The organism is Pectobacterium artocarpous, from assembly GCF_046159765.1.
Classification (GTDB): Bacteria; Pseudomonadota; Gammaproteobacteria; order Enterobacterales; family Enterobacteriaceae; genus Pectobacterium.
Window position 1 is genome coordinate 66,342 of sequence record NZ_JBJXVK010000020.1, and the last position, 21,392, is coordinate 87,733.

The 21,392-nt window shown below is 48.6% G+C and carries 22 protein-coding genes and 1 pseudogene; 7 read left to right on the top strand and 16 right to left on the bottom strand.

Features of this window, described 5'->3' with window-relative positions:
* Positions 1-184 precede the first annotated feature (184 nt).
* A complete protein-coding gene (kduD, locus tag ACKQAD_RS13955; RefSeq protein WP_409160712.1) occupies positions 185-946 on the bottom strand; it encodes a 2-dehydro-3-deoxy-D-gluconate 5-dehydrogenase KduD in 762 nt (253 codons plus the stop codon).
* Between the two features lie 81 nt (positions 947-1,027).
* Positions 1,028-1,168: pseudogene (locus tag ACKQAD_RS13960) on the bottom strand (5-dehydro-4-deoxy-D-glucuronate isomerase); the annotation flags it as partial.
* A gap of 382 nt (positions 1,169-1,550) precedes the next feature.
* Between ACKQAD_RS13960 and ACKQAD_RS13965 the strand changes: the two are divergent.
* Positions 1,551-1,883: a cupin domain-containing protein gene (locus ACKQAD_RS13965; RefSeq protein WP_409160747.1), complete on the top strand. Its 333-nt coding sequence runs from the start codon at positions 1,551-1,553 to the stop codon at positions 1,881-1,883.
* A 79-nt stretch (positions 1,884-1,962) separates the two neighbouring features.
* On the opposite strand, the gene hxpB is transcribed toward ACKQAD_RS13965, so the two are convergent.
* Positions 1,963-2,634, bottom strand: coding sequence for a hexitol phosphatase HxpB (gene hxpB, locus ACKQAD_RS13970; RefSeq protein ID WP_409160713.1), 672 nt, complete (start codon positions 2,632-2,634; stop codon positions 1,963-1,965).
* A gap of 174 nt (positions 2,635-2,808) precedes the next feature.
* Between hxpB and ACKQAD_RS13975 the strand changes: the two genes are divergently transcribed.
* Positions 2,809-3,357 (top strand): YniB family protein, encoded by a 549-nt coding sequence (locus ACKQAD_RS13975; protein ID WP_409160714.1) that lies wholly within the window; start codon positions 2,809-2,811, stop codon positions 3,355-3,357.
* Positions 3,358-3,427: 70 nt separating this feature from the next.
* Here the strand turns inward: ACKQAD_RS13975 and ACKQAD_RS13980 are convergent, their stop codons facing one another.
* From ACKQAD_RS13980 to ACKQAD_RS14000, 5 genes are all read right to left on the bottom strand, one after another.
* Entirely contained in the window at positions 3,428-4,288 is an 861-nt protein-coding gene (locus ACKQAD_RS13980; RefSeq protein ID WP_409160715.1) for a fructosamine kinase family protein, read from the bottom strand.
* Positions 4,289-4,560: 272 nt separating this feature from the next.
* Positions 4,561-5,418 carry a metal ABC transporter permease gene (locus ACKQAD_RS13985; RefSeq protein WP_409160716.1) on the bottom strand — a complete coding sequence of 286 codons (858 nt, stop codon included), beginning with the start codon at positions 5,416-5,418 and terminating at the stop codon, positions 4,561-4,563.
* Positions 5,415-6,278 carry a metal ABC transporter permease gene (locus ACKQAD_RS13990; RefSeq protein ID WP_409160717.1) on the bottom strand — a complete coding sequence of 288 codons (864 nt, stop codon included), beginning with the start codon at positions 6,276-6,278 and terminating at the stop codon, positions 5,415-5,417. The genes ACKQAD_RS13985 and ACKQAD_RS13990 overlap by 4 nt, the downstream gene beginning before the upstream one ends.
* The gene (locus tag ACKQAD_RS13995) at positions 6,278-7,168 is read right to left on the bottom strand and encodes a manganese/iron ABC transporter ATP-binding protein (RefSeq protein ID WP_409160718.1); all 891 of its coding nucleotides are present in this window, start codon (positions 7,166-7,168) and stop codon (positions 6,278-6,280) included. Before ACKQAD_RS13995 ends, ACKQAD_RS13990 begins: the two co-directional genes overlap by 1 nt.
* The gene (locus tag ACKQAD_RS14000) at positions 7,165-8,079 is read right to left on the bottom strand and encodes a metal ABC transporter substrate-binding protein (RefSeq protein ID WP_409160719.1); all 915 of its coding nucleotides are present in this window, start codon (positions 8,077-8,079) and stop codon (positions 7,165-7,167) included. Before ACKQAD_RS14000 ends, ACKQAD_RS13995 begins: the two co-directional genes overlap by 4 nt.
* Before the next feature lie 922 nt (positions 8,080-9,001).
* Between ACKQAD_RS14000 and ACKQAD_RS14005 the strand changes: the two genes are divergently transcribed.
* The 3 genes from ACKQAD_RS14005 to rlmA all read left to right on the top strand — a co-directional run bounded on the left by ACKQAD_RS14005 (position 9,002) and on the right by rlmA (position 10,307).
* Positions 9,002-9,118: a DUF2627 domain-containing protein gene (locus tag ACKQAD_RS14005; RefSeq protein WP_102117673.1), complete on the top strand. Its 117-nt coding sequence runs from the start codon at positions 9,002-9,004 to the stop codon at positions 9,116-9,118.
* Positions 9,119-9,159: 41 nt separating this feature from the next.
* Positions 9,160-9,369: a transcription antiterminator/RNA stability regulator CspE gene (cspE, locus tag ACKQAD_RS14010; protein ID WP_005968829.1), complete on the top strand. Its 210-nt coding sequence runs from the start codon at positions 9,160-9,162 to the stop codon at positions 9,367-9,369.
* Positions 9,370-9,476: 107 nt separating this feature from the next.
* On the top strand, positions 9,477-10,307 hold the full coding sequence (rlmA, locus tag ACKQAD_RS14015; RefSeq protein ID WP_409160720.1) for a 23S rRNA (guanine(745)-N(1))-methyltransferase: 831 nt from the start codon (positions 9,477-9,479) through the stop codon (positions 10,305-10,307).
* A gap of 65 nt (positions 10,308-10,372) precedes the next feature.
* On the opposite strand, the gene mntP is transcribed toward rlmA, so the two are convergent.
* From mntP to manX, 5 genes are all read right to left on the bottom strand, one after another.
* Positions 10,373-10,945, bottom strand: coding sequence for a manganese efflux pump MntP (mntP, locus tag ACKQAD_RS14020; protein WP_409160721.1), 573 nt, complete (start codon positions 10,943-10,945; stop codon positions 10,373-10,375).
* Positions 10,946-11,368: 423 nt separating this feature from the next.
* A complete protein-coding gene (locus ACKQAD_RS14025) occupies positions 11,369-11,827 on the bottom strand; it encodes a DUF986 family protein (protein ID WP_409160722.1) in 459 nt (152 codons plus the stop codon).
* A gap of 77 nt (positions 11,828-11,904) precedes the next feature.
* A complete protein-coding gene (locus tag ACKQAD_RS14030; protein WP_409160723.1) occupies positions 11,905-12,747 on the bottom strand; it encodes a PTS mannose transporter subunit IID in 843 nt (280 codons plus the stop codon).
* 14 nt (positions 12,748-12,761) lie between these two features.
* Entirely contained in the window at positions 12,762-13,559 is a 798-nt protein-coding gene (locus ACKQAD_RS14035; protein WP_349922707.1) for a PTS mannose/fructose/sorbose transporter subunit IIC, read from the bottom strand.
* A gap of 176 nt (positions 13,560-13,735) precedes the next feature.
* Entirely contained in the window at positions 13,736-14,704 is a 969-nt protein-coding gene (manX, locus tag ACKQAD_RS14040) for a PTS mannose transporter subunit IIAB (protein WP_409160724.1), read from the bottom strand.
* A gap of 565 nt (positions 14,705-15,269) precedes the next feature.
* Between manX and ACKQAD_RS14045 the strand changes: the two genes are divergently transcribed.
* Positions 15,270-16,826 carry a TerC family protein gene (locus tag ACKQAD_RS14045; RefSeq protein ID WP_409160725.1) on the top strand — a complete coding sequence of 519 codons (1,557 nt, stop codon included), beginning with the start codon at positions 15,270-15,272 and terminating at the stop codon, positions 16,824-16,826.
* Positions 16,827-16,916: 90 nt separating this feature from the next.
* Here the strand turns inward: ACKQAD_RS14045 and ACKQAD_RS14050 are convergent, their stop codons facing one another.
* Both ACKQAD_RS14050 and ACKQAD_RS14055 read right to left on the bottom strand, forming a co-directional pair.
* On the bottom strand, positions 16,917-17,747 hold the full coding sequence (locus ACKQAD_RS14050; protein WP_409160726.1) for an isochorismatase family protein: 831 nt from the start codon (positions 17,745-17,747) through the stop codon (positions 16,917-16,919).
* Between the two features lie 33 nt (positions 17,748-17,780).
* On the bottom strand, positions 17,781-18,413 hold the full coding sequence (locus ACKQAD_RS14055; protein WP_409160727.1) for an NADPH-dependent F420 reductase: 633 nt from the start codon (positions 18,411-18,413) through the stop codon (positions 17,781-17,783).
* Positions 18,414-18,516: 103 nt separating this feature from the next.
* On the opposite strand from ACKQAD_RS14055, the gene ACKQAD_RS14060 reads away from it, so the two are divergent.
* Positions 18,517-19,458: a LysR family transcriptional regulator gene (locus tag ACKQAD_RS14060; protein WP_409160728.1), complete on the top strand. Its 942-nt coding sequence runs from the start codon at positions 18,517-18,519 to the stop codon at positions 19,456-19,458.
* Between the two features lie 238 nt (positions 19,459-19,696).
* On the opposite strand, the gene sdaA is transcribed toward ACKQAD_RS14060, so the two are convergent.
* Complete coding sequence (sdaA, locus tag ACKQAD_RS14065; protein ID WP_409160729.1) at positions 19,697-21,061, bottom strand: L-serine ammonia-lyase; 1,365 nt, start codon at positions 21,059-21,061, stop codon at positions 19,697-19,699.
* Between the last annotated feature and the right edge of the window lie 331 nt (positions 21,062-21,392).

Consider the following 21,392-nt stretch of genomic DNA (forward strand, 5'->3'; position numbering starts at 1 on the left):
CATGCACGCAATATCGAAAGTGTGATCAAAGTCGGAACGTTGTTTTGATTTTTTTTAAGAAAGGATTTTGGTCGTGGAGCAAATCGTAGGGAGAAAAATAACAAATTGAAAAATAAATAAAAAGCACAACTGAAATTGTGCTTTTTATCGCAAATTGGCGAAATGCCGCTAAGAAAAACTGCGCTTAGCGAGCCAGCCAGCCACCATCAACAGCAATCGTGTAACCGTTGATGTAGTCAGATGCGCTGGAAGCCAGGAATACAGCTGGGCCCATCAGGTCCTGCGGTAAACCCCAACGGCCTGCCGGGATACGATCCAGGATTTCTTTACTGCGTTCTTCATCGGCGCGCAACTGCTGGGTATTGTTGGTCGCCATATATCCTGGAGCAATTGCGTTGACGTTAATACCGTGTTTTGCCCACTCGTTTGCCATCAAGCGAGTGACGCCCATAACGGCGCTTTTTGACGCAGTATAAGAAGGTACGCGGATGCCACCCTGGAAGGACAGCATAGACGCGATGTTGATGATCTTGCCGCCTTTACCTTGCTTGATGAACTGGCGTGCAACGGTCTGAGACATAAAGAAAACGCTCTTAATGTTCAGGTTCATTACGTCGTCCCAGTTTTTCTCGCTGAAATCGATCGCATCTTCACGACGGATGATACCAGCGTTGTTGACCAGAATGTCAACGTGGCCAAATTCGGCAACGGCTTTCTCTACCAGCTCTGCATGACCAGAGACATTGCTCATGTCGGCGGTCAGGCTCAGGAAACGGCGTCCCAATGCAGTGACTTTATCGATGGTGTCTTTCGGCTCAACGATGTTGACGCCGACGATATCACAACCTGCCTGTGCCAGACCGATAGCCATACCCTGACCCAAACCCGTATCACAACCTGTGATAAGAGCGACTTTACCTTGCAAATCAAAAGAATTTAAAATCATATCTGTAATCTCTCTATAAGCGACAATACTTAGTCGTTAGCTGTTACTGTAGGGAACACCAGTAATTCCAGTTGAAAGCGATTAACGTAACTCGCTAACCTTGACGTGATTCATGTCACCGAAAACCTGATTCTCACCAACCATGCCCCAGATGAAGGTGTAGCGTCTGGGGCCAAGACCGGAATGAATCGACCAACTCGGTGAGATCACTGCCTGCTCGTTTTATAACCATTTCATTTGTATCACTCTGTGATGGGTTTCCTGAGGTTACCCATCATGTTCCTGATAAAAGAAATTGTTTCTGGCGAAAGCGCCGGGCGAAATAGATGATGTTGCGTGGCAGTGACAACGTCATCTATTCCTCAGCATGCCCGGTTCTTTCGTGTTATGCGGGATAATAGTTTGGATGAGATATGAATTCAATAAAAATGAAATAATGTTTTATTTATTTCTTGAGGGCCGTCATGATTTTGCTTATTTTATGTTTCTTCTGGTACTGATGTGGCTAAGATGTCGCAATCCATAGTCATACACTCGTTGTCGTGCACGGTTTGTTGGCGCAATAGAAGGTATGGGCAATACAAGCGTTAGAGGAGAGATAATGATGAGAAGATACTTTATTGATGATGAAACGCCGTGGGAAGAGTTGGGCGGTGGCATTAAACGTAAGATCATGACCTGGAGCGATGAGCTGATGATGGTCTACGTGCACTTTGATAAAGGTGCGATTGGTACGCCGCACTTCCATGAAATTCACGATCAGATTGCTTATGTTGCCGCTGGCAGCTTTGAAGTCGTGATCGACGGTGAGAAACGTATCCTGAAAACTGGCGACGCCTATCTGGCGGTGAAAAACGAGATGCATGGTGTCGTCTCGCTGGAAGATGGCAGTGTCCTGATCGATGCGTTTTCGCCTAAGCGCGCTGACTTCCTGTAATACCCCACGCGTGACCCGTTGTTGGCTGGTCACGCTTTCGTACTCTCTTACAACGCCGCTTTTCTATTTTCCTGCTTCTTTATTCCTGCATTAAATGCGTTGCGGTCAGTTGATTTAGCGAGTCCAGCTTATGATCTGCCAGTACCCAACGAGCGTCAGCACGGAACGCTGCCTGCGGAACAACGATGGAACGCATGCGTGCTGCCTTGGTGGCGATCATGCCGTTCACTGAATCTTCCAGCGTAACGCATTGTGTGGGGGAAACGCCAAGCGCATCAGCGGCATTCAAATACACTTCGGGATGAGGTTTGCTATACGGCAATGTTTCGGCTGACATTAAGACATCAAAGTAGTGTTCCAAATTAAACATACGCAGCACTTGCTGCTGCATGTGGAGCGGTGAAGCGGAAGCCAGTCCAATCTTGAGATTCTGTTCATGGCACAATTGCAGTGCATGTTCGACGCCGGGCAGAAGCGGGCGTTGTTCGGCAACAAGTTCGATGGCTCGCGCGATAATACGGCGGACAACCTCGTCTCGGCTGGGGGTTGCCCAGGGTGAATGTTGATACCAGAGTTCAACAACCATATCGATGCGCAGGCCCAGCGTATCTTTCATTGCGTGGCGTAGCGAAATATCTACGCCTAGTGAGGCGATAACCTCGAGTTCTGCCTTATCCCACAGCGGCTCTGAATCAATCAACAGCCCATCCATATCGAAGATTGCCGCGCGTAGAGAAGAATCAAAGGACATACCACTGGCTCCGTCAGCAAAGAAAAAGAAAGTTTAGTGGTAAACTATACCCTAGAAGGTGGCTTATCAGACGGTACAGGAGATAAAGAGTTGACTGCGCGTAAACTTACAGTAGGCTACCCGTCGTACTAAAACGATATATCACCAATGTTGCGTCGCTAAGAAGGGGTTCTCATGACGTATCAACAGGCTGGCCGTATTGCCGTCGTTAAACGCATTGCCGGATGGATCCTTTTTATTCCCGCGCTGCTTTCAACTTTCGTTTCGCTGGCTAACTATCTCTACGCGTATACCCAGAAAAGACAGGGAATTGATGCTGTTCTTCTGGATTTTTTGCACCTGATGGTCGACATGGTGCGTTTCAATACGCCGTTCATGAATATTTTTTGGTACAACTCGCCCGTCCCGGATTTTACGCGTTTCTTCAGTGGTGCGACGCTGATGTTTTGGCTGATCTACATCCTGATTTTTATTGGTCTGTCATTACAAGTTTCGGGAGCAAGGATGTCTCGCCAGGCGAAAACCATTAAGGAAGGTATTGAAGATCAACTGATTTTGGAAAAGATGAAAGGCGATGGCGGGAACACGCGTGAGACGCTGGAGTCGCGAGTGGTCGTACCTAGGCACACGATTTTTTTGCAATTTTTTCCGCTTTATATCCTGCCGGTGATCATTGCTGGCGTTGGCTACCTGGTACTGCGTTTATTAGGGTTGTTTGCCTAAGTAACCGTCTGGCGCAAAGTCTGCGTCAGACGCTGAAACATCCTTCCTACCGTAGATCAAACTGCCTGCATTAACTCAAGAGTTGCTGCTCGATGAGCTGTTGCGCCTCAACGATGTGTTTACCGCCGAAAAGATTGGCACGGTTAAGCAGATAATAAATTTGGTAAATGGGTTGGCGATCAATAAAGCCTTTATCCAATGGCCACACGCTCTGGTAACCATCATAAATCTGTGCGGGCAGCGCTGGGTAGCGCGGCAGCATCGCTAAATCGCATTCTCTGTCCCCCCAATAACAGGCTGGATCGAACAAGTAAGCGCCATCCTGACTGTTTGCGCAATTATCCGGCCACAGGTCACCGTGTAAGAGTGACGGCTGGGGGTGATGTCCGCTCAGACGTTCATCGACGCGTGCGATCAGCGTTTCAATGTGACCAAAATGCATCCCTTTCTCCGCCGCTAACTGTAATTGCCATCCAATTCTCTGTTCGGCAAAAAAGGTCGCCCAGCGCCGCTGCCAGCTATTTGGCTGAGGTGTGGTCGACAGGTCGTTATCGAAATCCAGACCAAATTGCGGCTGGTCGCTCCACTGGTGCAGGCGGGCTAGCTGTTCACCCAGGCACCAGGCACTGTGGGCATCCAACGGTTTGACGGGCTGGTATTGTAGAAGAAGGAAGCTGTGATCGCGTGAACTACCGACACCATAGACGGCTGGCACTCGCACGGTATTACTGCGGCTCAGCAGGTGAAGCTGATCGGCTTCAGCGGTGAATTTGGCCAACATTTCACGACTATCACATTTCACGAAGACGTCGTGCTCGCCATAACGGACGTACCAGGCTGGATGTATTTCACCGCCGGACAATTCGCGGTGCTCCTGAATTTCTGCAGTACCGTGATGCTCTTCCAAAAGTCGGCTGATAGCTTGCCACATAAGGTCATCCTCCCGTTGATATTGCCCGATACCCTGCTATTCACTGGGGTGATTCACTTACAATAACCCATTGAGCGCAATAAAAATGGAATCTATAGCACAGTGATAACCGATAGACGGAAATAGCGAGAGACAAGTATAGCTGCAATTAAAAAGGACGGAGTTAGGATGACACTCAATCCGTCGGGTGAAAAAATAAATCGGATGAATGACGTAACCGGTAACTATTTTCCGGTTACGCCATATTTAAGCAGCAGAAAACGGAAGGGTGATTACCGCGCGTCAGTGACAACCTGAGATGTCGCCTGACGACTCAGCTTAAGCTGGTGGAACGTCAGCGCCAGCGTAAAGAACAGTGCCTGAACGATAACGATGCAAGGGCCTGTGGCACCATCGATATAGAAACTGATCATGGTGCCGGCAATACAGGAAATGACGGAAACCACGGTGGCGACGAGAACCATGCGCTCGAAACGTTTACAGACCATGAAGGCAATAATGCCCGGCGCAATCAGCATTGCGATCACCAGAATAACGCCGACGGCCTGCAATGATGCGACGATAGTCATCGCCAGCAGGCTCAATAACCCGTAGTGTAGCAGCTTAACGGGCAGGCCAATGACACGGGCGTGATTGGGATCGAAGCAGTACAGCATGAAATCTCGCCGTTTTAACACGATGATGGCTAACGTCACCCCGGCAATCAGTAAGATTTGCGTCAGCTCTTGTTGAGTGATGCCCAACACATTACCAAATAGGATATGGTTCAGGTGCTGATCGGTATCGATGCGCGCAAACATGACGAGACCCAGCGCAAACATACCGGAAAAGATGATTCCCATTACCGTGTCTTCTTTGACCCGGCTGTGTTCTTTCACATATCCCGTCGCTACCGCACAAAAAATACCGGAAACAAAAGCCCCGATAACTAACGGGATCCCCAGTAAAAAGGCGGCAACGATACCGGGCAACACGGCGTGGGAAATGGCATCACCCATGAGCGACCAGCCTTTCAGCACCAGATAGCATGACAAGACCGCGCAAACCGTACCGGTGACGACGGCGGCGAGTAGCGCCCGCTGCATGAACGGATAGGACAGGGGATCGATTAGCCAGCTCATTAGCGTCATAACGCATCTCCTGATTGTTCGCGTAGCCGCAGACGGCGCGAGGCCAGTAACCCATGTTTGGGAGCAAAAACAAACGCCAGCAAGAAGACAATAGTTTGCAACGTGACAACCACACCGCCGGTTGCGCCATCAAGAAAAAAGCTCAGGTACGCGCCCACGGCACTGGTGATCGCCCCAAGCGCAATGGAAATCACTACCAGACGCCCAAACCGATCGGTGAGCAGGTAAGCGGTGGCACCCGGTGTAATCACCATTGCGATCACCAAAATTGCGCCGACGGTTTGCAACGCCGCGACAGTACAAGCGCTCAGCAGCGTAAAGAACAAAATTTTCAGTTTCAGCGGAGAAAGGCCAATCGAACGGGCGTGGTTCTCATCAAAGAATACGGCCAGCAGATCTTTCCACAGCAGACAGAGAATCACGAACGTCACGCCGATGATGATTTCAACTTGCAGGATATCTCCGTCGGCAATGCCCAAAATATTGCCGAAAATGATGGATTGCACGTTAACCGATGTCGGGTTGAGCGAAATAATCAGCAGGCCGACGGCGAAAAACGTTGAGAAAATAAAACCGATAATCGCATCTTCGCGCAAACGGGTTATGTGACGGATCAGGGTCATCGCCAGTGCGGCGAGCATTCCGGTAAAAAATGCACCCGCTGCGTAGGGCAGGCCTAATGCATAGGCACCGGCGACACCCGGTACGACGGAGTGGGAGAGTGCATCGCCCATCAGCGACCAGCCTTTCAGCATTAGATATGCTGAAAGAAAAGCGCATACGCCGCCGACAATGGCGCTGACCCAGATCGCTTTGACCATGTAGTTATAGCTAAATGGCTGCAACAGGATATCGATCATCAGGGATTTTTCTCCTCCGGTATCGTGCGTGATGCAGGAGGGTCGCTCTTGGTCGAACCATAAAATACGGCCGGACGTTCATCATCTGTCAACACCGTTACTGAGCGGACGTCATCGTCATCATGCAGATGAGAGCCTCCGAGGTTGATGTGTCGCAGAACACCGCCAAACGTTTTCTCCAAATTGCTTTGGGTAAAGGTGCTGTGCGTGGGGCCTGCGGCTAAAACGGTGCGATTGACTAAAATAACGTTATCGCAAAATTCCGGCACGCTACCGAGGTTATGGGTTGCCACCAGAATCAAGTGGCCTTCATCACGCAAGGTGCGTAGCAGATCAATAATGGCATTCTCTGTTTTAACGTCGACGCCGGTGAAAGGCTCATCCAGCAGCAACACGCTGCCTTGCTGAGCCAGCGCCCGCGCCAGAAATACGCGCTTTTTCTGGCCGCCGGAAAGTTCGCCGATCTGGCGATGTTGCAGTGTCGATAGTCCGACGCGTTCCAGCGATTCCGCCACAATGGCGCGGTCTTGCTTACTCGGGATGCGCAGAAAATTCATCCGTCCGTAGCGCCCCATCATGACGACGTCGGAAACCAGAACGGGAAAATTCCAGTCCACATCTTCTGTTTGTGGAACATAAGCAACCAGATTCTGTTTCAGCGCCTGATAGATCGGTTGCTGGTTGAGCAGTACCTGCCCAGAGGTTGGTTTGACCAACCCCATGATGCTTTTGAACAACGTTGATTTTCCACTGCCGTTGACGCCAACCAAGGCGCAAATCGTACCGCCGGTCAGGGAAAATGAGGCGTGGCGAATAGCCTGATGCCCGTTGCTGTAAGTAACCGAAACATCATTGACTTCTAATGACTGTACTGCTCGATCACTACTCATTGATTAAATCCTTTCGCGATGGTTTCCACCGTCACTTGTAACAGGTCGATATAGGTTGGCACAGGACCTTTTTCTGTAGACAGCGAATCAACATACAGCACGCCGCCATATTTCGCGCCCGTTTCTTTACTCACCTGTTTTGCTGGTTTATCGGAAACGGTGCTTTCGCTGAAGACCACAGGGATAGCCTTCTCTCGCACGGTATCGATAACCCGACGTACCTGCTGCGGCGACCCTTGCTCGTCGGCATTGATTGGCCAGAGATAGACTTCATTGAACTGATAATCCTTCGCCAGATAGCTGAATGCGCCTTCACTGGTGACTAACCAGCGCTGCTGCTCTGGGATGCGGGAGAGACGCTCACGTAGCGGTGCGTCGAGAGCCTTAATTTTTTCTGCATAGGCTTTGGCGTTACGGTTATACGTCTCTGTATTGGCGGGATCGGCTTGCACCAGGCCTTTGCGGATATTTTCAATATAGATTAATGCATTGGAGGGAGACATCCAGGCATGTGGGTTTGGGTTGCCATTATAAGCACCTTCGCGGATCGGAAGTGGCGTGATGCCTTCTGTTACCACGACGGCGGGCACATTTTTTACGTTTTCGAAAAAGCGTGTAAACCAGCGCTCAAGATTCATTCCATTCCACAGTACCAACTGCGCAGACTGTGTTTTAACAATATCGCGCGGTGTTGGTTGATAATCATGAATTTCTGCACCGGGCTTGGTGATGGACTCAACCGTGGCGGCATCACCAGCAATATTCTGTGCGATATCCTGAATGATGGTAAAGGTGGTGATGACTTTAAGCTTTTCAGCCGCCTGAGCGGAGGTACTGGCTAAAAGCAGTAAAGCGCATGGGAGCACAATACGACGGAACAGGGCAGGTAAACGGGAGTGAAAACCAATCATGCGGATATCCTTACAAACCGTGAAAGTGTTACTTGAGAATAATTATCAATATCATTTAAGTCAAGGGGCAGAGCAGAGCGGGGAATCAATATTGGAGGATGTCTCATGACACGAAAAATCACTGTTCGCAGGCCTGTAGCACGTGCTTGCGCGGGTAAGGAACGCATCATGCTCCTTGAATTTAACGAATCGTACTTAAGGTTACAACAAAAGTCTAACGATAACAGTAGTGAACTGTCGAGCGATTATACATAGTTACACACATGGCGAAATTTACGCCAAAAAAGAGAAATCTGATACACCCTCAAGAAAACATCAATAGCTGCCGATAAACCATAAACAATGTGAGAAATGTCTCTGTTTTATAAGAAAGGATCGAAGTGATATGAGCACAAAATCAGAACGACGCTGGAAGCTGGCAAGTTTAGTATTATTAACCTTCTTGGTGGCACTATTAGTGTTACTGGTTAAAACAAGTTAATTTTTGGTGTAACGAAAGGTTAGGCTATAAATAATTTCTATTACAGAATGTATTAATGTAAAAGTTATAGATAGCATAAAAATGACAATCGATTTTAAACATTGATATAAGCGTGCTCGCTCTTGGGTAGGCCTGTCGTTTATGTTCAATAACTCTTCATAATAGCACTCGAATTATAGCTTTTTGTTATGATTTCCGGTGCTTTTGTGTCAGAAATGCGACAGTTGTCGCGTATTTTTTACATAATAGAATCCGCCGTGCCCTTATTGTGCGGTCTCAGAAGCTTCCTGTGAATATACGCGTCAACGAACACTTCATGTATTAATGAATCAGGGATGACGTGAATTTGTGCGGCATGTCCACGACTGATAAAAAAGGTCTTGCCATCGATTACATAGTGTGTAATAACCCTTCTGGGTAAAACGAGGTACAGTTCTGTATATGAATGGCATTTTCAGTAAAGAAGACTTAAGTTCAACCTTTAGCGTTGCATGCTGCTTCTCTGCCGATCCTTATCTTAGTGCCTCAAGCAGTAACGACTTTGGTTTGTCTGTATAACGCCTTTTGGGCGGTTTAAACAATTAAAGGAAATATTTGAAATGGCAAAGATTAAAGGTCAGGTTAAGTGGTTCAACGAGTCTAAAGGCTTTGGTTTCATCACTCCCGCTGACGGCAGCAAAGATGTATTCGTACACTTCTCTGCAATTCAAGGCAACGGCTTCAAAACTCTGGCTGAAGGCCAGAACGTAGAATTTGAAATTCAGGATGGCCAGAAAGGTCCTTCCGCAGTAAACGTCACTGCGCTGTAATTTTACAGCACTGTTGCAAAACCCGCCATGGTGCGGGTTTTTTGTTGCCTGCGTTTTATCTCTATCTGTAACGCAATGAAGATGTTTTTAATGAGGAAAATGTGCCGATGAGTTATCAGTGTCCGCTATGCCAGTTACCTCTGGAGCGACACCCGCGGCAATGGACGTGTGGTAAACATAGCTTTGACTGTGCGAAAGAAGGGTACGTCAACCTGTTGCCAGTACAGTATAAGCGTTCAAAGCAGCCAGGCGATAGTGCCGAAATGATGCAGGCACGGCGCAGCTTCCTGGAAGCCGGTCATTATCAACCGCTACGCGACGCTGTGGTGCAACACGTTGATACTATTATGGCTGATGACGCGGCTGCGCTGTTGGATATCGGTTGTGGTGAAGGATATTACACTGCGGAGCTGGCACAGCGTCTTACATCGCACAGAACGATGACGATTTACGGACTGGATGTGTCCAAAGCGGCGATTCAGCGCGCGGCAAAACGGTGTGAAAACGTTGGGTTTTGCGTCGCATCCAGCCAGAGACTGCCTTTTCGCGATGAATCCCTTGATGCTGTGGTAAAAATTTATGCGCCGTGTAATGACGTGGAGCTACAGCGCACCATTAAGGTTGGTGGCTGGGTGGTAACGGTATCTCCAGGGCCTCGGCATCTCTATCAACTGAAAGCGGAAGTCTACGATGAGGTGTTATTACACCCGGGTAAAGATGAAGTGCTCGCCGGTTTTCAGCTTATAGATCAGCAAACGCTTGCGTATCCGATGCAGCTATCTGGGAACGAAGCGGCGGCGCTATTGCAGATGACGCCCTTTGCCTGGCGGGCAACGCCAGACGTTGTTGAACGATTGCGGGCGGCGGAGGGATTTGGTTGTGAAACGGATTTTATTATCCGTTTGCATCAACGTATTGATAGTGACGCGATCGCTTAATCGACAAGCATAAAAACGGGCAGCGCGATAGTCGGGCTGCCCGTTGAAGTAGTATGACGGGTATATCAGGCTGCGTAGCCAAGGTGTTCGTACAGGATATTACAGCCGATACCAATCAGAACCAACCCGCCCATAACTTCCGCTTTTTTACCGAGAATAGGGCCGATATAGCGGCCAATCATCATACCGAGTGTAACCATAATCATGGTGGCGCAGCCAATCACCATCGCGGTATGGAAAATATTCACCTGAAGAAACGCCAGACCGACGCCGATTGCCATGGCATCCAGGCTGGTGGCAACAGCAGTGCAGATTAATAGTGCCAGACTATGATTTTTGACTTTTTCGCAGCGGCAGTCTGAAGAGCCTTTGAGTCCCTCCACGACCATGCGGCCGCCGAGAATCACTAGCAACGTAAACGCAACCCAATGATCCCATTCGAGAATATATTGACTGGCAAAAAAGCCCAGCGCCCAACCGATGAGAGGAGCGACCGCCTCAATGAGGCCAAAAATGAGCCCGGTACGGATGGCATCGCGGAAACGAGGATTATGCAGGACGGCACCTTTACCGATTGACGCAGCGAAGGCATCCATTGACATACCAAATGCTAGGATAAGTGTTGCTGACATATTCATTGTAAATAGCCTCGGCTGGACGATTAACCATATACACGCAGATCATCCCCAACCTGAATGACGATCTTGCGTGTCTATGGTCTCGCCTGCCAATCACGCTTGGCCGCCCGCACCACGTCTGCACTCCGATAAGCGGAGATAAACGAGTATGTTGATACGAACATATCTGATGAGTTATCGTGACATTAATTAATCAGAAACCGGCTACTCCCCAATGACGGCGCAACCTTACCATATTATTTATGCGGTAAACAACACTAAAAGTTTTACGTGTTAACAATGCAATTGATAATTATTTTCATTTAAGTGAAGGGACTGACAAATCGTATAAAATAACGTCAAGATTGTTGGGGGTTAAAATGCCACCCAAAAATAAGGTGTATATTTTCTGTTATTTTAAATAATTCGCCTTAAGGGTTTATCTTATTGATTGTCAATCATAAATTTATATATCTTCTCTAAATCATCAAGCTGTGTAACCTGTATCAATAAACGACGATTCTCAAGATCGATGACTAATATGCCATCCTCAGATAAATTCATATTTTTAATTTTGGTATAAGAAATGAATATATTCGCATAAAAGAATCCGGTTGATTTAAAAACCAGTTTAGGGCGTCGAATATAAGCCAGATAACATGCCATGAAGGCCAGAGAGATTAAAAGATAGGTGGTGAGAATAGCACCATTACTCATCACATTTTGATAAATAAGAATCCCCACTAAACCGATAAAAATCAGCGTGTCGAGACGATTCGCCCGTTTCAGAGGGACGAGGAGTTGGGTTTTCCCTTTGAGTTTATCCATGATGAACTCATCATAGATGGCGTACATCAGCGCTAACACAATCAACACGACCAGCGTGATATCTGTCATTGTCATCCGTCTTACCTTTGCCCGTTAAGCATCCATATCCGTTAAAAAAATGGCCGGACGTATTGGCGCCCGGCCATTGGCTATTACACGCCGAGTAGGCCGATCCAGTACCCGAAGATACCAATGGCGAAGAAGCCCATAATCAGCCACAGTGCATTTACTTTGCGTCGTAACAGCCACATACAGCCGAACGTCAGCAGCAGGGGGACGAGTCCTGGCATTAGCTGATCGAGGATGGATTGAACGGTGGTCACCGTGGTTTCACCGTTCTGATTCGTCACCGTCGACACCACCATCGGAATGTTGACGTGGGTCCATTTATTGACCAATGCCCCCATGACGAATAGACCAAGAATAGAAGCTGCCTCGGTCATTTTTTGCAGGAAACCACCGCCCATATCGCTGACAATATCGATCCCTTTACGGTAGCCATAGGCGACGCCGTAGTAGCGCACTAGCAGACGAACCAGATTAAACAGGACAAAGAAGAGGATGGGGCCTAACAGACTGCCGCTCATCGCAATTCCTGCACCCAGCGCGGCGAATACCGGACGGGCTGTGCCCCAGAATATCGGGTCGCCGACGCCAGCCAGTGGCCCCATTAGCCCGACTTTCAGGCCGTTTATCGCCGCGTCGTCAATGGGTGCGCCGTTAGCCCGTTGCTCTTCCATTGCCATCGTTACGCCAAGTACCGGCGCAGCAACAAAGGGCTGTGTATTGAAGAACTCCAAATGGCGTTTGATTGCCTGTTTGCGATCTTCCGAATTTTCGGGATAAAGACGGCGAATCACCGGCACCATGGAAAAACAGAAGCCGAGTGCCTGCATACGTTCAAAGTTCCAGGAGCCTTGAAATAGGTTGGAACGGATAAATACCGCGCGGATGTCGCTGTCAGTGAGCTTTTTGACATTCGTGTTTTCGACCATTTTTCTCACTCCTGTTAATCCAGTTCGTTATCAAGGTCGTTATTGCCTGATGAAATCGGCTGGCCTTGAACCTTGTTATATTTCGGGCTGAGCTGGATATACAGCACGGCCATCACAATACCGATTACCCCCAGCGCCACCAGATTGAATTCGGTGAACGCGGCAGTAACGAAGCCAAGATAGAAGAACGGCATCAGGTAGCCTGCACGCATCATGTTGATGACCATTGCATAACCTACGACGACAATCATGCCACCAGCGATATTCAGGCCGTTGGTGACGACTTCCGGGATAGAGTTCAACATGGCGTGAACGGCATCGGTGCCGACGGAAATCGCGACAATGACCGCAGGGATCGCAATACGCATAGCCTGTAGCAATAGGGCAGAGACGTGAATCCAACTGATGGCCGTCAGGTTACCTCGCTCTGCCGCACTATCTGCCGCATGCTGGAATGCGACCGTAATGGTACGAACAATAATGGTTAATACTTGCCCGGCCGCAGCGAGCGGAATCGCCAGCGCAATCCCGGCACCGATCCCCTGGCCACCGGCGATAACCAGAATGGTTGATATAATGGAGGCCAGCGCCGCATCTGGTGCGACAGCCGCACCGATGTTCATCCAGCCTAACGCGATCATCTCCAGTGTACCGCCAATAATGATCCCGGTTTTTAAATCACCTAATACTGCGCCAATCAGCGTACAGGCAACGAGTGGACGGTGGAACTGGAATTCATCAAGAATCGAACCCATCCCCGAAACACACGCGACGAGAAATATCAGCACAATTTGAAGTGTGGTAATCTCCATCGTATTTCTCCTATAAAACGTGTCTGAGTAAAAATAAACCGCTATCCCCATCGCTTTTCTATGTCGACATAACGCTTTTCAAATTGACATAAATACCTATCTTGAAAATCGTCAGGTCTACAAAGCTATTATTGATGGTGACATTTGCGTTAATCACAATCGCATTGCGATAGGTATCAGCGCGGCATTTTGTTAATTAAATCCATCATTTTAATCCGGGAATCGGTTGATACTTTGCGAACCTCCAACTCAATTCCACGTTTGTCTAATTCTCGGAATGCAGCGATATCCTTCTCATCGATAGAGACGGCATTGTTGACCTGCGTTTTCCCCTGTTTAAATGCCATGCCGCCAATATTGACCGAGGTAATATTTACGCCATTTTCGATCAGCGTTAATACATCCGTCGGATTGGTGAATAGCAGCATCACCCGATCGGCGGCATATTTGGGGTTGTCGTAAACGCGGACGGCTTTTGCGACATCCACCACGTGAGCGGTAACGCCCGGCGGCGCAACCTGAGTCAGCAGCGTTTTACGCACGTTGTCGGCGGCGACTTCATCGCTGACAACAATAATGCGCGAGACATTGGTTTCTTTTGTCCAACGGGTGGCGACCTGACCATGAATCAGACGGTCATCGATGCGTGCCAATCCGATCTTCATGTGTTCACCGGGGCCTGCTGGTGTGGGGACGGCGCTGGCCTTTGGGGGCGGCGGCGGAGAAGAGGGCGCGGCTTTAGGCGTCTCCTGATATTTCAGTGCTTTCACGCCATCTCTGCCGGCTTCCAGAGCGATAGAAACCAAATCGGAAAAGGACGGATTATCATCCCGAGCCATAAAGGTTTCCGCTAGCATGGGGATATTTACGCCGGCGATAACGTCATGGTTTTCTTTGTCGGTGACGAAGCGACTGGCCGCGTTGAATGGGCTACCGCCCCAGGTATCAACGAGAAATAGCACGCCCTGCGATGTGTCTAACTGCGTGAGTTTTTCCTGATATTTTTCTATCAATGTTTCGGCGTTTTCTCCAGGAACGAAATCGATCCAGGCGACATTACTCTGTTCACCAAGGATCATTTCTGCTGTCTTTAACAGCGGTCCCGCAGTGGCGCCGTGAGTGCATAACATGATTGCAATACTCACTTGCTACCTCCTCACGTTTACGATCAAAAAAGGTCAATGTGTCAGAAACAGGGTTAGCGCTCAGCTACTGAACGTTAACCGTCGCGGTATTCGTATGGCTGCAAGAAAAAATTTACCGTGGATTCATGACATTCACTGTGTTCCTCCTGGTTGTCAGGCGAGAAATCGTGACTGACAGATTTATTTTAGTTATCGAAAAAATAAATAGTGTGATGACGCTCTAATGCTGACCAGTTAAGCAAGTGGCGAAAAGGGGAAAGAAGCGGAAAATTTGAGCGTGTTATCAATACGAAGCCGATCGACGAAATTCTTTGTGAAAGTTGGTAACAACCTGTTAGAGTAAATATCCCTTAAATTGCTTAGGAGCACTGGGCATCAGCCCTTCCCATGGACTGTCACCGACAAAACGTTCTCTGTTTTTCCGCTAATGCTGGCGGTTTTCTGTACTCAGTTGGTCATTCTGACCACATTCAGAATCTCTCTGATTCACATCAACTCTTTTTATTACCATTCAATGCGGTTCATGCATTGATGTCATCTGCTCGTTCATTTTCTGGAGTCTGACATGGAATTTTTGCTAGATCCTTCAATTTGGGCAGGCTTATTGACGCTGGTGGTACTTGAAATTGTTCTGGGTATCGACAATTTGGTGTTTATCGCCATTTTGGCGGATAAATTACCCCCCAAACAGCGAGATAAAGCCCGCATTATCGGTTTAAGCCTGGCGTTGTTAATGCGTCTGGGCCTGTTGTCTTTGATTTCCTGGATGGTCACACTGACGCGTCCACTGTTTAGCCTTGGTGATTTCAGCTTCTCGGGTCGCGACCTGATTTTGCTGTTCGGCGGTATGTTTCTCTTGTTCAAGGCCACGATGGAGTTGCATGAGCGGCTAGAGAACAAAACGCATGATGGTAACGGCAATCGTGCCCACGCCAGTTTCTGGGCCGTGGTGGCACAGATCGTCGTGCTGGACGCTGTGTTCTCGCTGGATGCCGTGATTACTGCGGTGGGAATGGTCGATCACTTGGGCGTGATGATGACGGCGGTGACCATTGCGATGGGCGTTATGCTGCTTGCTTCTAAGCCGCTGACCCGATTCGTCAACGAGCATCCAACGGTGGTAGTCCTGTGTCTCAGTTTCTTACTGATGATTGGTCTGAGCCTGATGGCGGAAGGCCTTGGCTTCCACATTCCGAAAGGCTATCTGTACGCCGCGATTGGTTTCTCTATCCTGATCGAGCTATTTAACCAGATTGCCCGTCATAACTTTATGAAGCACCAGTCACACCGACCTTTGCGTGAGCGTACCGCAGAGGCCATTCTGCGTCTGATGGGCTCACAGAAAAACACGGATGATCTGGATGCGGATGAACCCCAGAAGAAGCTCACGGCAGAAGAGTTTGCGGAAGAAGAACGTAATATGATCAGCGGCGTGCTGACATTAGCGTCGCGTTCGCTGCGCAGTGTGATGACGCCACGTACTGAAATTTCTTGGGTTGATAGTGAAAGTTCCGTCGAACAGATCCGCATGCAATTGCTGGACACGCCTCACAGCCTGTTCCCAATATGCCGCGGTTCTCTGGATGAACTTATCGGCGTCGTCCGTGCTAAGGATCTGCTGGTAGCGCTGGAAACGCCGACGGATGTCGAAAGCTTCGCTGCGGCGAATCCGCCAATCGTTGTGCCGGAAACGCTGGACGTGATTAACCTGCTGCCTGTTCTGCGTCGTGCGAAAGGCAGCTTGGTCATCATCACCAACGAGTTTGGTGTGGTGCAAGGGTTGGTCACGCCGCTGGACGTGCTGGAAGCGATTGCGGGTGAGTTCCCGGATGAAGATGAAACGCTGGATATTATCCCTGACGGCGAAGGCTGGTTGGTGAAAGGCGGAACAGACCTGCATGCCTTGCAGCAGGTCGTGGATAGCAGCGATCTGGTTGACCCGAAGGAAGAGTATGCTTCACTGGCTGGCCTGTTGCTGGCGCACAGTGATGAGTTCCCGAAAGTCGGCGATGTCATCGAATTGCACCACCTGCGCTTTCATATTGTCGAGGTTTCCGAATACCGTATCGATCTGGTGCGTGTGGAGCGCATTGTGGATGCGGAAGACGCTGAAGAATCGTAATATGATTCGAGTAAGTCCGTTGCAAAAAGAAGCCCCGCCAATTGGCGGGGCTTCTTTGTCGAAAAGGAATTGGGCAGATACTCAGTTATATTACTTCACTACTTTAAAAGGATCAGGAACGGTATGCTGGTTAGCATTGTTCCAATAGTTCTGTAATACCCAACCATATTCTGGTAACCCGTTGATAAACGGTGGCAGCATCGCGTCAGCGGTTGGATTTTTCCAGTCTGCTTGTAATTCTGCACCAAGCGCAAATACACTTTCAAGCTCAGCTCCAGCAGCCGTCATTCTCTGCATTGCCGCATCCGCCTCGTATTTGCTCCACGCGCCAGAGGCATCAACAACAGGATAGACTTGATATCCATCATTGATCATTGCCAATGTCGGTAAGGTTACGCAGGTTCCTAATGTAACGCCGGAAATGATAATGTGCCGACGACCTGTTTTGGCAACTAAATCCTCCAAAGCTTTACGGAACGTCGGATCCTCATAAGCGTTGATAATACCCGTACGACGGTAAATGGGTTGATCTTTGAATATTTCTTTTAGTTCTGGCAGCGTATCACCATTCTGCCATTGAGCATTGGAACTGGTAATTAATACCGGAATATTTAATGCTTTAGCCATCTGCGCTAAGGCTATAACATTGTTTTTATAGCCTGATGCCTGTTGAAAATCTCGAACGCTTGCCATCAGGCCCACTTGATGATCGACAAAGAGCATAATGCTATTTTCAGGCGTCGGTTTGTCATAAGCTGCGCGGCCCGCTTTACGTGCTTCTTCTGGCGTCACTTTATATGGCTGCACTTTGTTTGTAATAGGGCTAACAATATCTGTTGATTTCTGCTCTGCAAAAGAAGAAGAGGAAAAACAAAAGATTGTTAACGCGATAGAGAGTTGAGTCAATTTCATATAAGACATAAATGATCCTAATAAAGAAGAATAAAGAGTGAATTAAATACGGCTAATCCAGGTTGGCGCAATCTGCGTGCCTTTACCTGCCCCGTAACCAAAATAAATATTGAGTCCGCCGAGAGGTTCCAGATAACGAGAGTTTTTTAGCCCACCAGCATCTACCGGAGAGAATCCGATACTTTCGATTAATTCACGGACAGCTTCTTTTGCTGATTCGCTATCAGTAGCATAAAAAACCGGGACAGTGGCACTCTGGGCAAATTTCGCTCCTTCAGACAAAACTTGAGCAAAAATCGTGTTAAAGGCTTTAACAACAATTGCGCCAGTGGCCATTTTCGCGATTTCCTCGCCCGCAGAGGTATCGTGGCCAAGGGTTAGTCCCATGTAGTCGGCTGTGAGTGGGTTGGTTATATCAATAATCACTTTCCCATTTAGATCGCCAAGAGACTGTAAGGCGGAGTGTGTATCATTGTAGCCAACCGCTAAAATCGCGATGTCTGAATCCTGTAATGCCTCATTTGATTCCACTGCTATAGCCCCGGGATATTGAACGGCAAGCGCTCTGGCTTTCGTGAGGTCACGAGCAGCGACACGTACTTCATGCCCAGCTAACGTGAGTTGCTTGACGAACCCCTGCCCCATATTTCCAGCACCTATGACGGCAATTTTCATTGTGTAATCTCTAGTGAAGTAAAAGTATCAACAATATTCTATTGGTAATGATATTAATGATAAATAATGAATAGTTAGATATATTGTCTCTCAGGAGGAGATAATGGATAAATTGCAAGCGATGGCTACCTTTGTCGCGGTAGTGAAAGCAGGAAGCTTTGTCAAAGCGGTGGAAAGTACCGGGTTTTCAAAACCGGCTGTGTCACGGCAAGTTATTGAGTTAGAAAAATTTTTGGGCGTAAGGTTGCTCCATCGCACCACGCGGCGTATTTCTTTGACGAATGAAGGGCAAATTTATTACCTGCGTTGTATAGAGGTGTTATCAGTTATCGCAGAGGCTGAGAATCAAGTTTGCACACGAGCCAATCAGGCGCATGGTCGCTTGCGGATTGGTGTGCCGCAGGATTTCGGTGTACTTCAGTTGGCTCCACTGTGGGGACAGTTTATGGATAAAAACCCGAAAGTTGAGCTTGATATTGTTCTTGCTGATCGTATCGTCGATCCGGTAGAAGAAGGATACGATTTAGTCGTCCGCATCGGTAATCTGCCTGATTCCACGTTGATATCTTCGTTGTTGGCAACAACTCGCCTAATATTGTGTGCTTCACCTGAATATCTTCGCGTATGGGGGACACCGACACACCCTGTAGATTTAGATAAACATGTCGTGATTGCTTATAGCTATAACGCCGGTGGCAACGAATGGTTGTTTTGTAAGGAAAAAAGAGAGCAGGTAAAAGTTAGCATTCACCCACGACTCAATGTTAATAATGGTGCAACATGCCGATTTCTTGCTATTGAAGGCCAGGGGATAATCTTGCAACCGGATTTTCTGGTATATAGCGATATTATCAAGGGGAGGTTGGTGGAAATTATGTCAGACTGGCAAGCGCAAACACTCGGAATACACGCGCTTTATCCTACACGCACGCTATTGCCACTCAAAGTTCAGCTTTTACGTGATTTTCTATCTGATGCCTTACGGCCTAAAACATGGCTATCGTCCGCTTATGACCCATGGGAAAAATTATTAACAGGAAAGTGAACGCGCAATCGTGGAAGGTGTATGCGATTGTAATGAATCCCCCTTCGCCGAATAGGGGCAGGTACGCATGATGGCTTGATGGATCTTTCGATGGCATACACGATAGCGGGGTAAATTCCGCCATCGTGTATGGTTGCTTATCCGTTCAGGAACACGTCTTGTGGACGAAAATGAACGATATTACGCCGAAGTAGTAGACGATTCGTGGGTGAAAAGATGGCAAAACGGCGTTAGCACATCAATCACACTGCACTTTGATCGCCAACCCGCCTCGTGACGTTTCGCGGTATTTGGCGTTCATGTCTTTACCCGTTTCGTACATGGTTTCAATCACCTTATCCAACGACACGCGTGGTTCGCTGGTGCGACGGGTTGCCATGCGGGCGGCGTTAATCGCTTTAACGGAGGCAATTGCGTTGCGTTCGATGCACGGAACTTGCACCTGTCCCGCAACGGGATCGCAGGTTAAGCCCAAATTGTGTTCCATACCGATCTCCGCGGCCACACAAACCTGCTCTGGGCTGGCCCCCATCAACTCTGCCAGTCCAGCCGCCGCCATGGAACACGCGACGCCGACTTCCCCCTGACAGCCAACTTCGGCACCGGAGATGGAAGCATTCATTTTATACAAAATGCCGACCGCGCCTGCCGCGAGGAAATAGCGGATATAAATGGCCGGGCTAACCGGTTCGATAAAGTGGTCGTAATAAGCAAGGACGGCTGGAACGATGCCGCACGCGCCGTTGGTCGGTGCGGTAACCACACGGCCACCGGCGGCGTTTTCTTCATTCACCGCCAGTGCGAACATATTAACCCAGTCCACCACGTTCATCGGGTCGTTGGACAGTTTATCGGAAGACACCAGCATACGACGCAGCGCAGAGGCGCGACGTGGTACGCGTAATGGGCCCGGCAACACGCCTTCGGTGTTCATGCCGCGATCGATACAGGCGCGCATCGTCTGCCAGATATCGGCAAAGTAGGCGTCAATGTCCTGACGACTGTGCAGCGCCAACTCGTTGCGCATCACCATCCCGGAAAGTGACAGGCCACTCTGCTTACAGTGTTCCAACATTTCTTTGGCGGAATGGAATGTGTAAGGAACGGCGACATCAGTGGTGGTGTCTTTGCCAAAATGCGCTTCATCAACGATAAAGCCACCGCCAATGGAGTAATAGGTTTTGCTATAAATTTCTTTATTGCTGTCAAAGGCGGTGATGGTCATGCCGTTTTCGTGCAATGGCAGATTTTCACTGCGGAAAACCATGCCGCCTTCACGTGGGAAATCGACGTCATGCTGCCCATTAGCCAGTAGCAGGCGCTCGCGTTGCTCGACATCGCGGATAAAGCCAGGGATGGCATCAATATCAACCGTATCTGGCATGTTGCCCGCCAGACCCATGATGATGGCGATATCCGTGTGGTGACCTTTGCCCGTTAGCGACAGTGAACCGTATACATCGACGGCAATACGTGTTGTCGCGGCTAGTAAATCCAGGTTGACCAATTCATCGACAAATTGCTTACCGGCTTTCATCGGTCCAACCGTATGAGAGCTAGAGGGGCCAATACCGATCTTAAACATGTCGAAAACGCTTATCACGCCAAACTCCTCAAAGACTCTAGGCCATATTCATCCTTCATTTTCCGATCGTCTGCATCCGGTTTCTTCACCACAATCAGCTTCTTATGCTGCTAATTATCTCGTGTTTTTGGTTCCGATGAGACATGACCTGAATTTTAGTGGATATATCCCCAAAGATTAGAATAAAACTCGTTAAATCGCGCTATTGTAGTGTGGAATATGTTGTATGGCTTTGTTTTTCGCATGAAATAAACTTATGACACCGCACAATTTAACTTATCCCAATCGTGCGCTAAGTCATTGTAAATGGTATCGGTGGGGCTTTTTAAGCGAAGAGTCCACTTTCAAG

Coding starts and splice junctions, on each gene's coding strand:
- kduD (WP_409160712.1), bottom strand. CDS start 946: ATGATTTTAAATTCTTTTGATTTGCAAGGTAAAGTCGCTCTTATCACA.
- ACKQAD_RS13965 (WP_409160747.1), top strand. CDS start 1,551: ATGAGAAGATACTTTATTGATGATGAAACGCCGTGGGAAGAGTTGGGC.
- hxpB (WP_409160713.1), bottom strand. CDS start 2,634: ATGTCCTTTGATTCTTCTCTACGCGCGGCAATCTTCGATATGGATGGG.
- ACKQAD_RS13975 (WP_409160714.1), top strand. CDS start 2,809: ATGACGTATCAACAGGCTGGCCGTATTGCCGTCGTTAAACGCATTGCC.
- ACKQAD_RS13980 (WP_409160715.1), bottom strand. CDS start 4,288: ATGTGGCAAGCTATCAGCCGACTTTTGGAAGAGCATCACGGTACTGCA.
- ACKQAD_RS13985 (WP_409160716.1), bottom strand. CDS start 5,418: ATGACGCTAATGAGCTGGCTAATCGATCCCCTGTCCTATCCGTTCATG.
- ACKQAD_RS13990 (WP_409160717.1), bottom strand. CDS start 6,278: ATGATCGATATCCTGTTGCAGCCATTTAGCTATAACTACATGGTCAAA.
- ACKQAD_RS13995 (WP_409160718.1), bottom strand. CDS start 7,168: ATGAGTAGTGATCGAGCAGTACAGTCATTAGAAGTCAATGATGTTTCG.
- ACKQAD_RS14000 (WP_409160719.1), bottom strand. CDS start 8,079: ATGATTGGTTTTCACTCCCGTTTACCTGCCCTGTTCCGTCGTATTGTG.
- ACKQAD_RS14005 (WP_102117673.1), top strand. CDS start 9,002: ATGAATGGCATTTTCAGTAAAGAAGACTTAAGTTCAACCTTTAGCGTT.
- cspE (WP_005968829.1), top strand. CDS start 9,160: ATGGCAAAGATTAAAGGTCAGGTTAAGTGGTTCAACGAGTCTAAAGGC.
- rlmA (WP_409160720.1), top strand. CDS start 9,477: ATGAGTTATCAGTGTCCGCTATGCCAGTTACCTCTGGAGCGACACCCG.
- mntP (WP_409160721.1), bottom strand. CDS start 10,945: ATGAATATGTCAGCAACACTTATCCTAGCATTTGGTATGTCAATGGAT.
- ACKQAD_RS14025 (WP_409160722.1), bottom strand. CDS start 11,827: ATGACAATGACAGATATCACGCTGGTCGTGTTGATTGTGTTAGCGCTG.
- ACKQAD_RS14030 (WP_409160723.1), bottom strand. CDS start 12,747: ATGGTCGAAAACACGAATGTCAAAAAGCTCACTGACAGCGACATCCGC.
- ACKQAD_RS14035 (WP_349922707.1), bottom strand. CDS start 13,559: ATGGAGATTACCACACTTCAAATTGTGCTGATATTTCTCGTCGCGTGT.
- ACKQAD_RS14045 (WP_409160725.1), top strand. CDS start 15,270: ATGGAATTTTTGCTAGATCCTTCAATTTGGGCAGGCTTATTGACGCTG.
- ACKQAD_RS14050 (WP_409160726.1), bottom strand. CDS start 17,747: ATGTCTTATATGAAATTGACTCAACTCTCTATCGCGTTAACAATCTTT.
- ACKQAD_RS14055 (WP_409160727.1), bottom strand. CDS start 18,413: ATGAAAATTGCCGTCATAGGTGCTGGAAATATGGGGCAGGGGTTCGTC.
- ACKQAD_RS14060 (WP_409160728.1), top strand. CDS start 18,517: ATGGATAAATTGCAAGCGATGGCTACCTTTGTCGCGGTAGTGAAAGCA.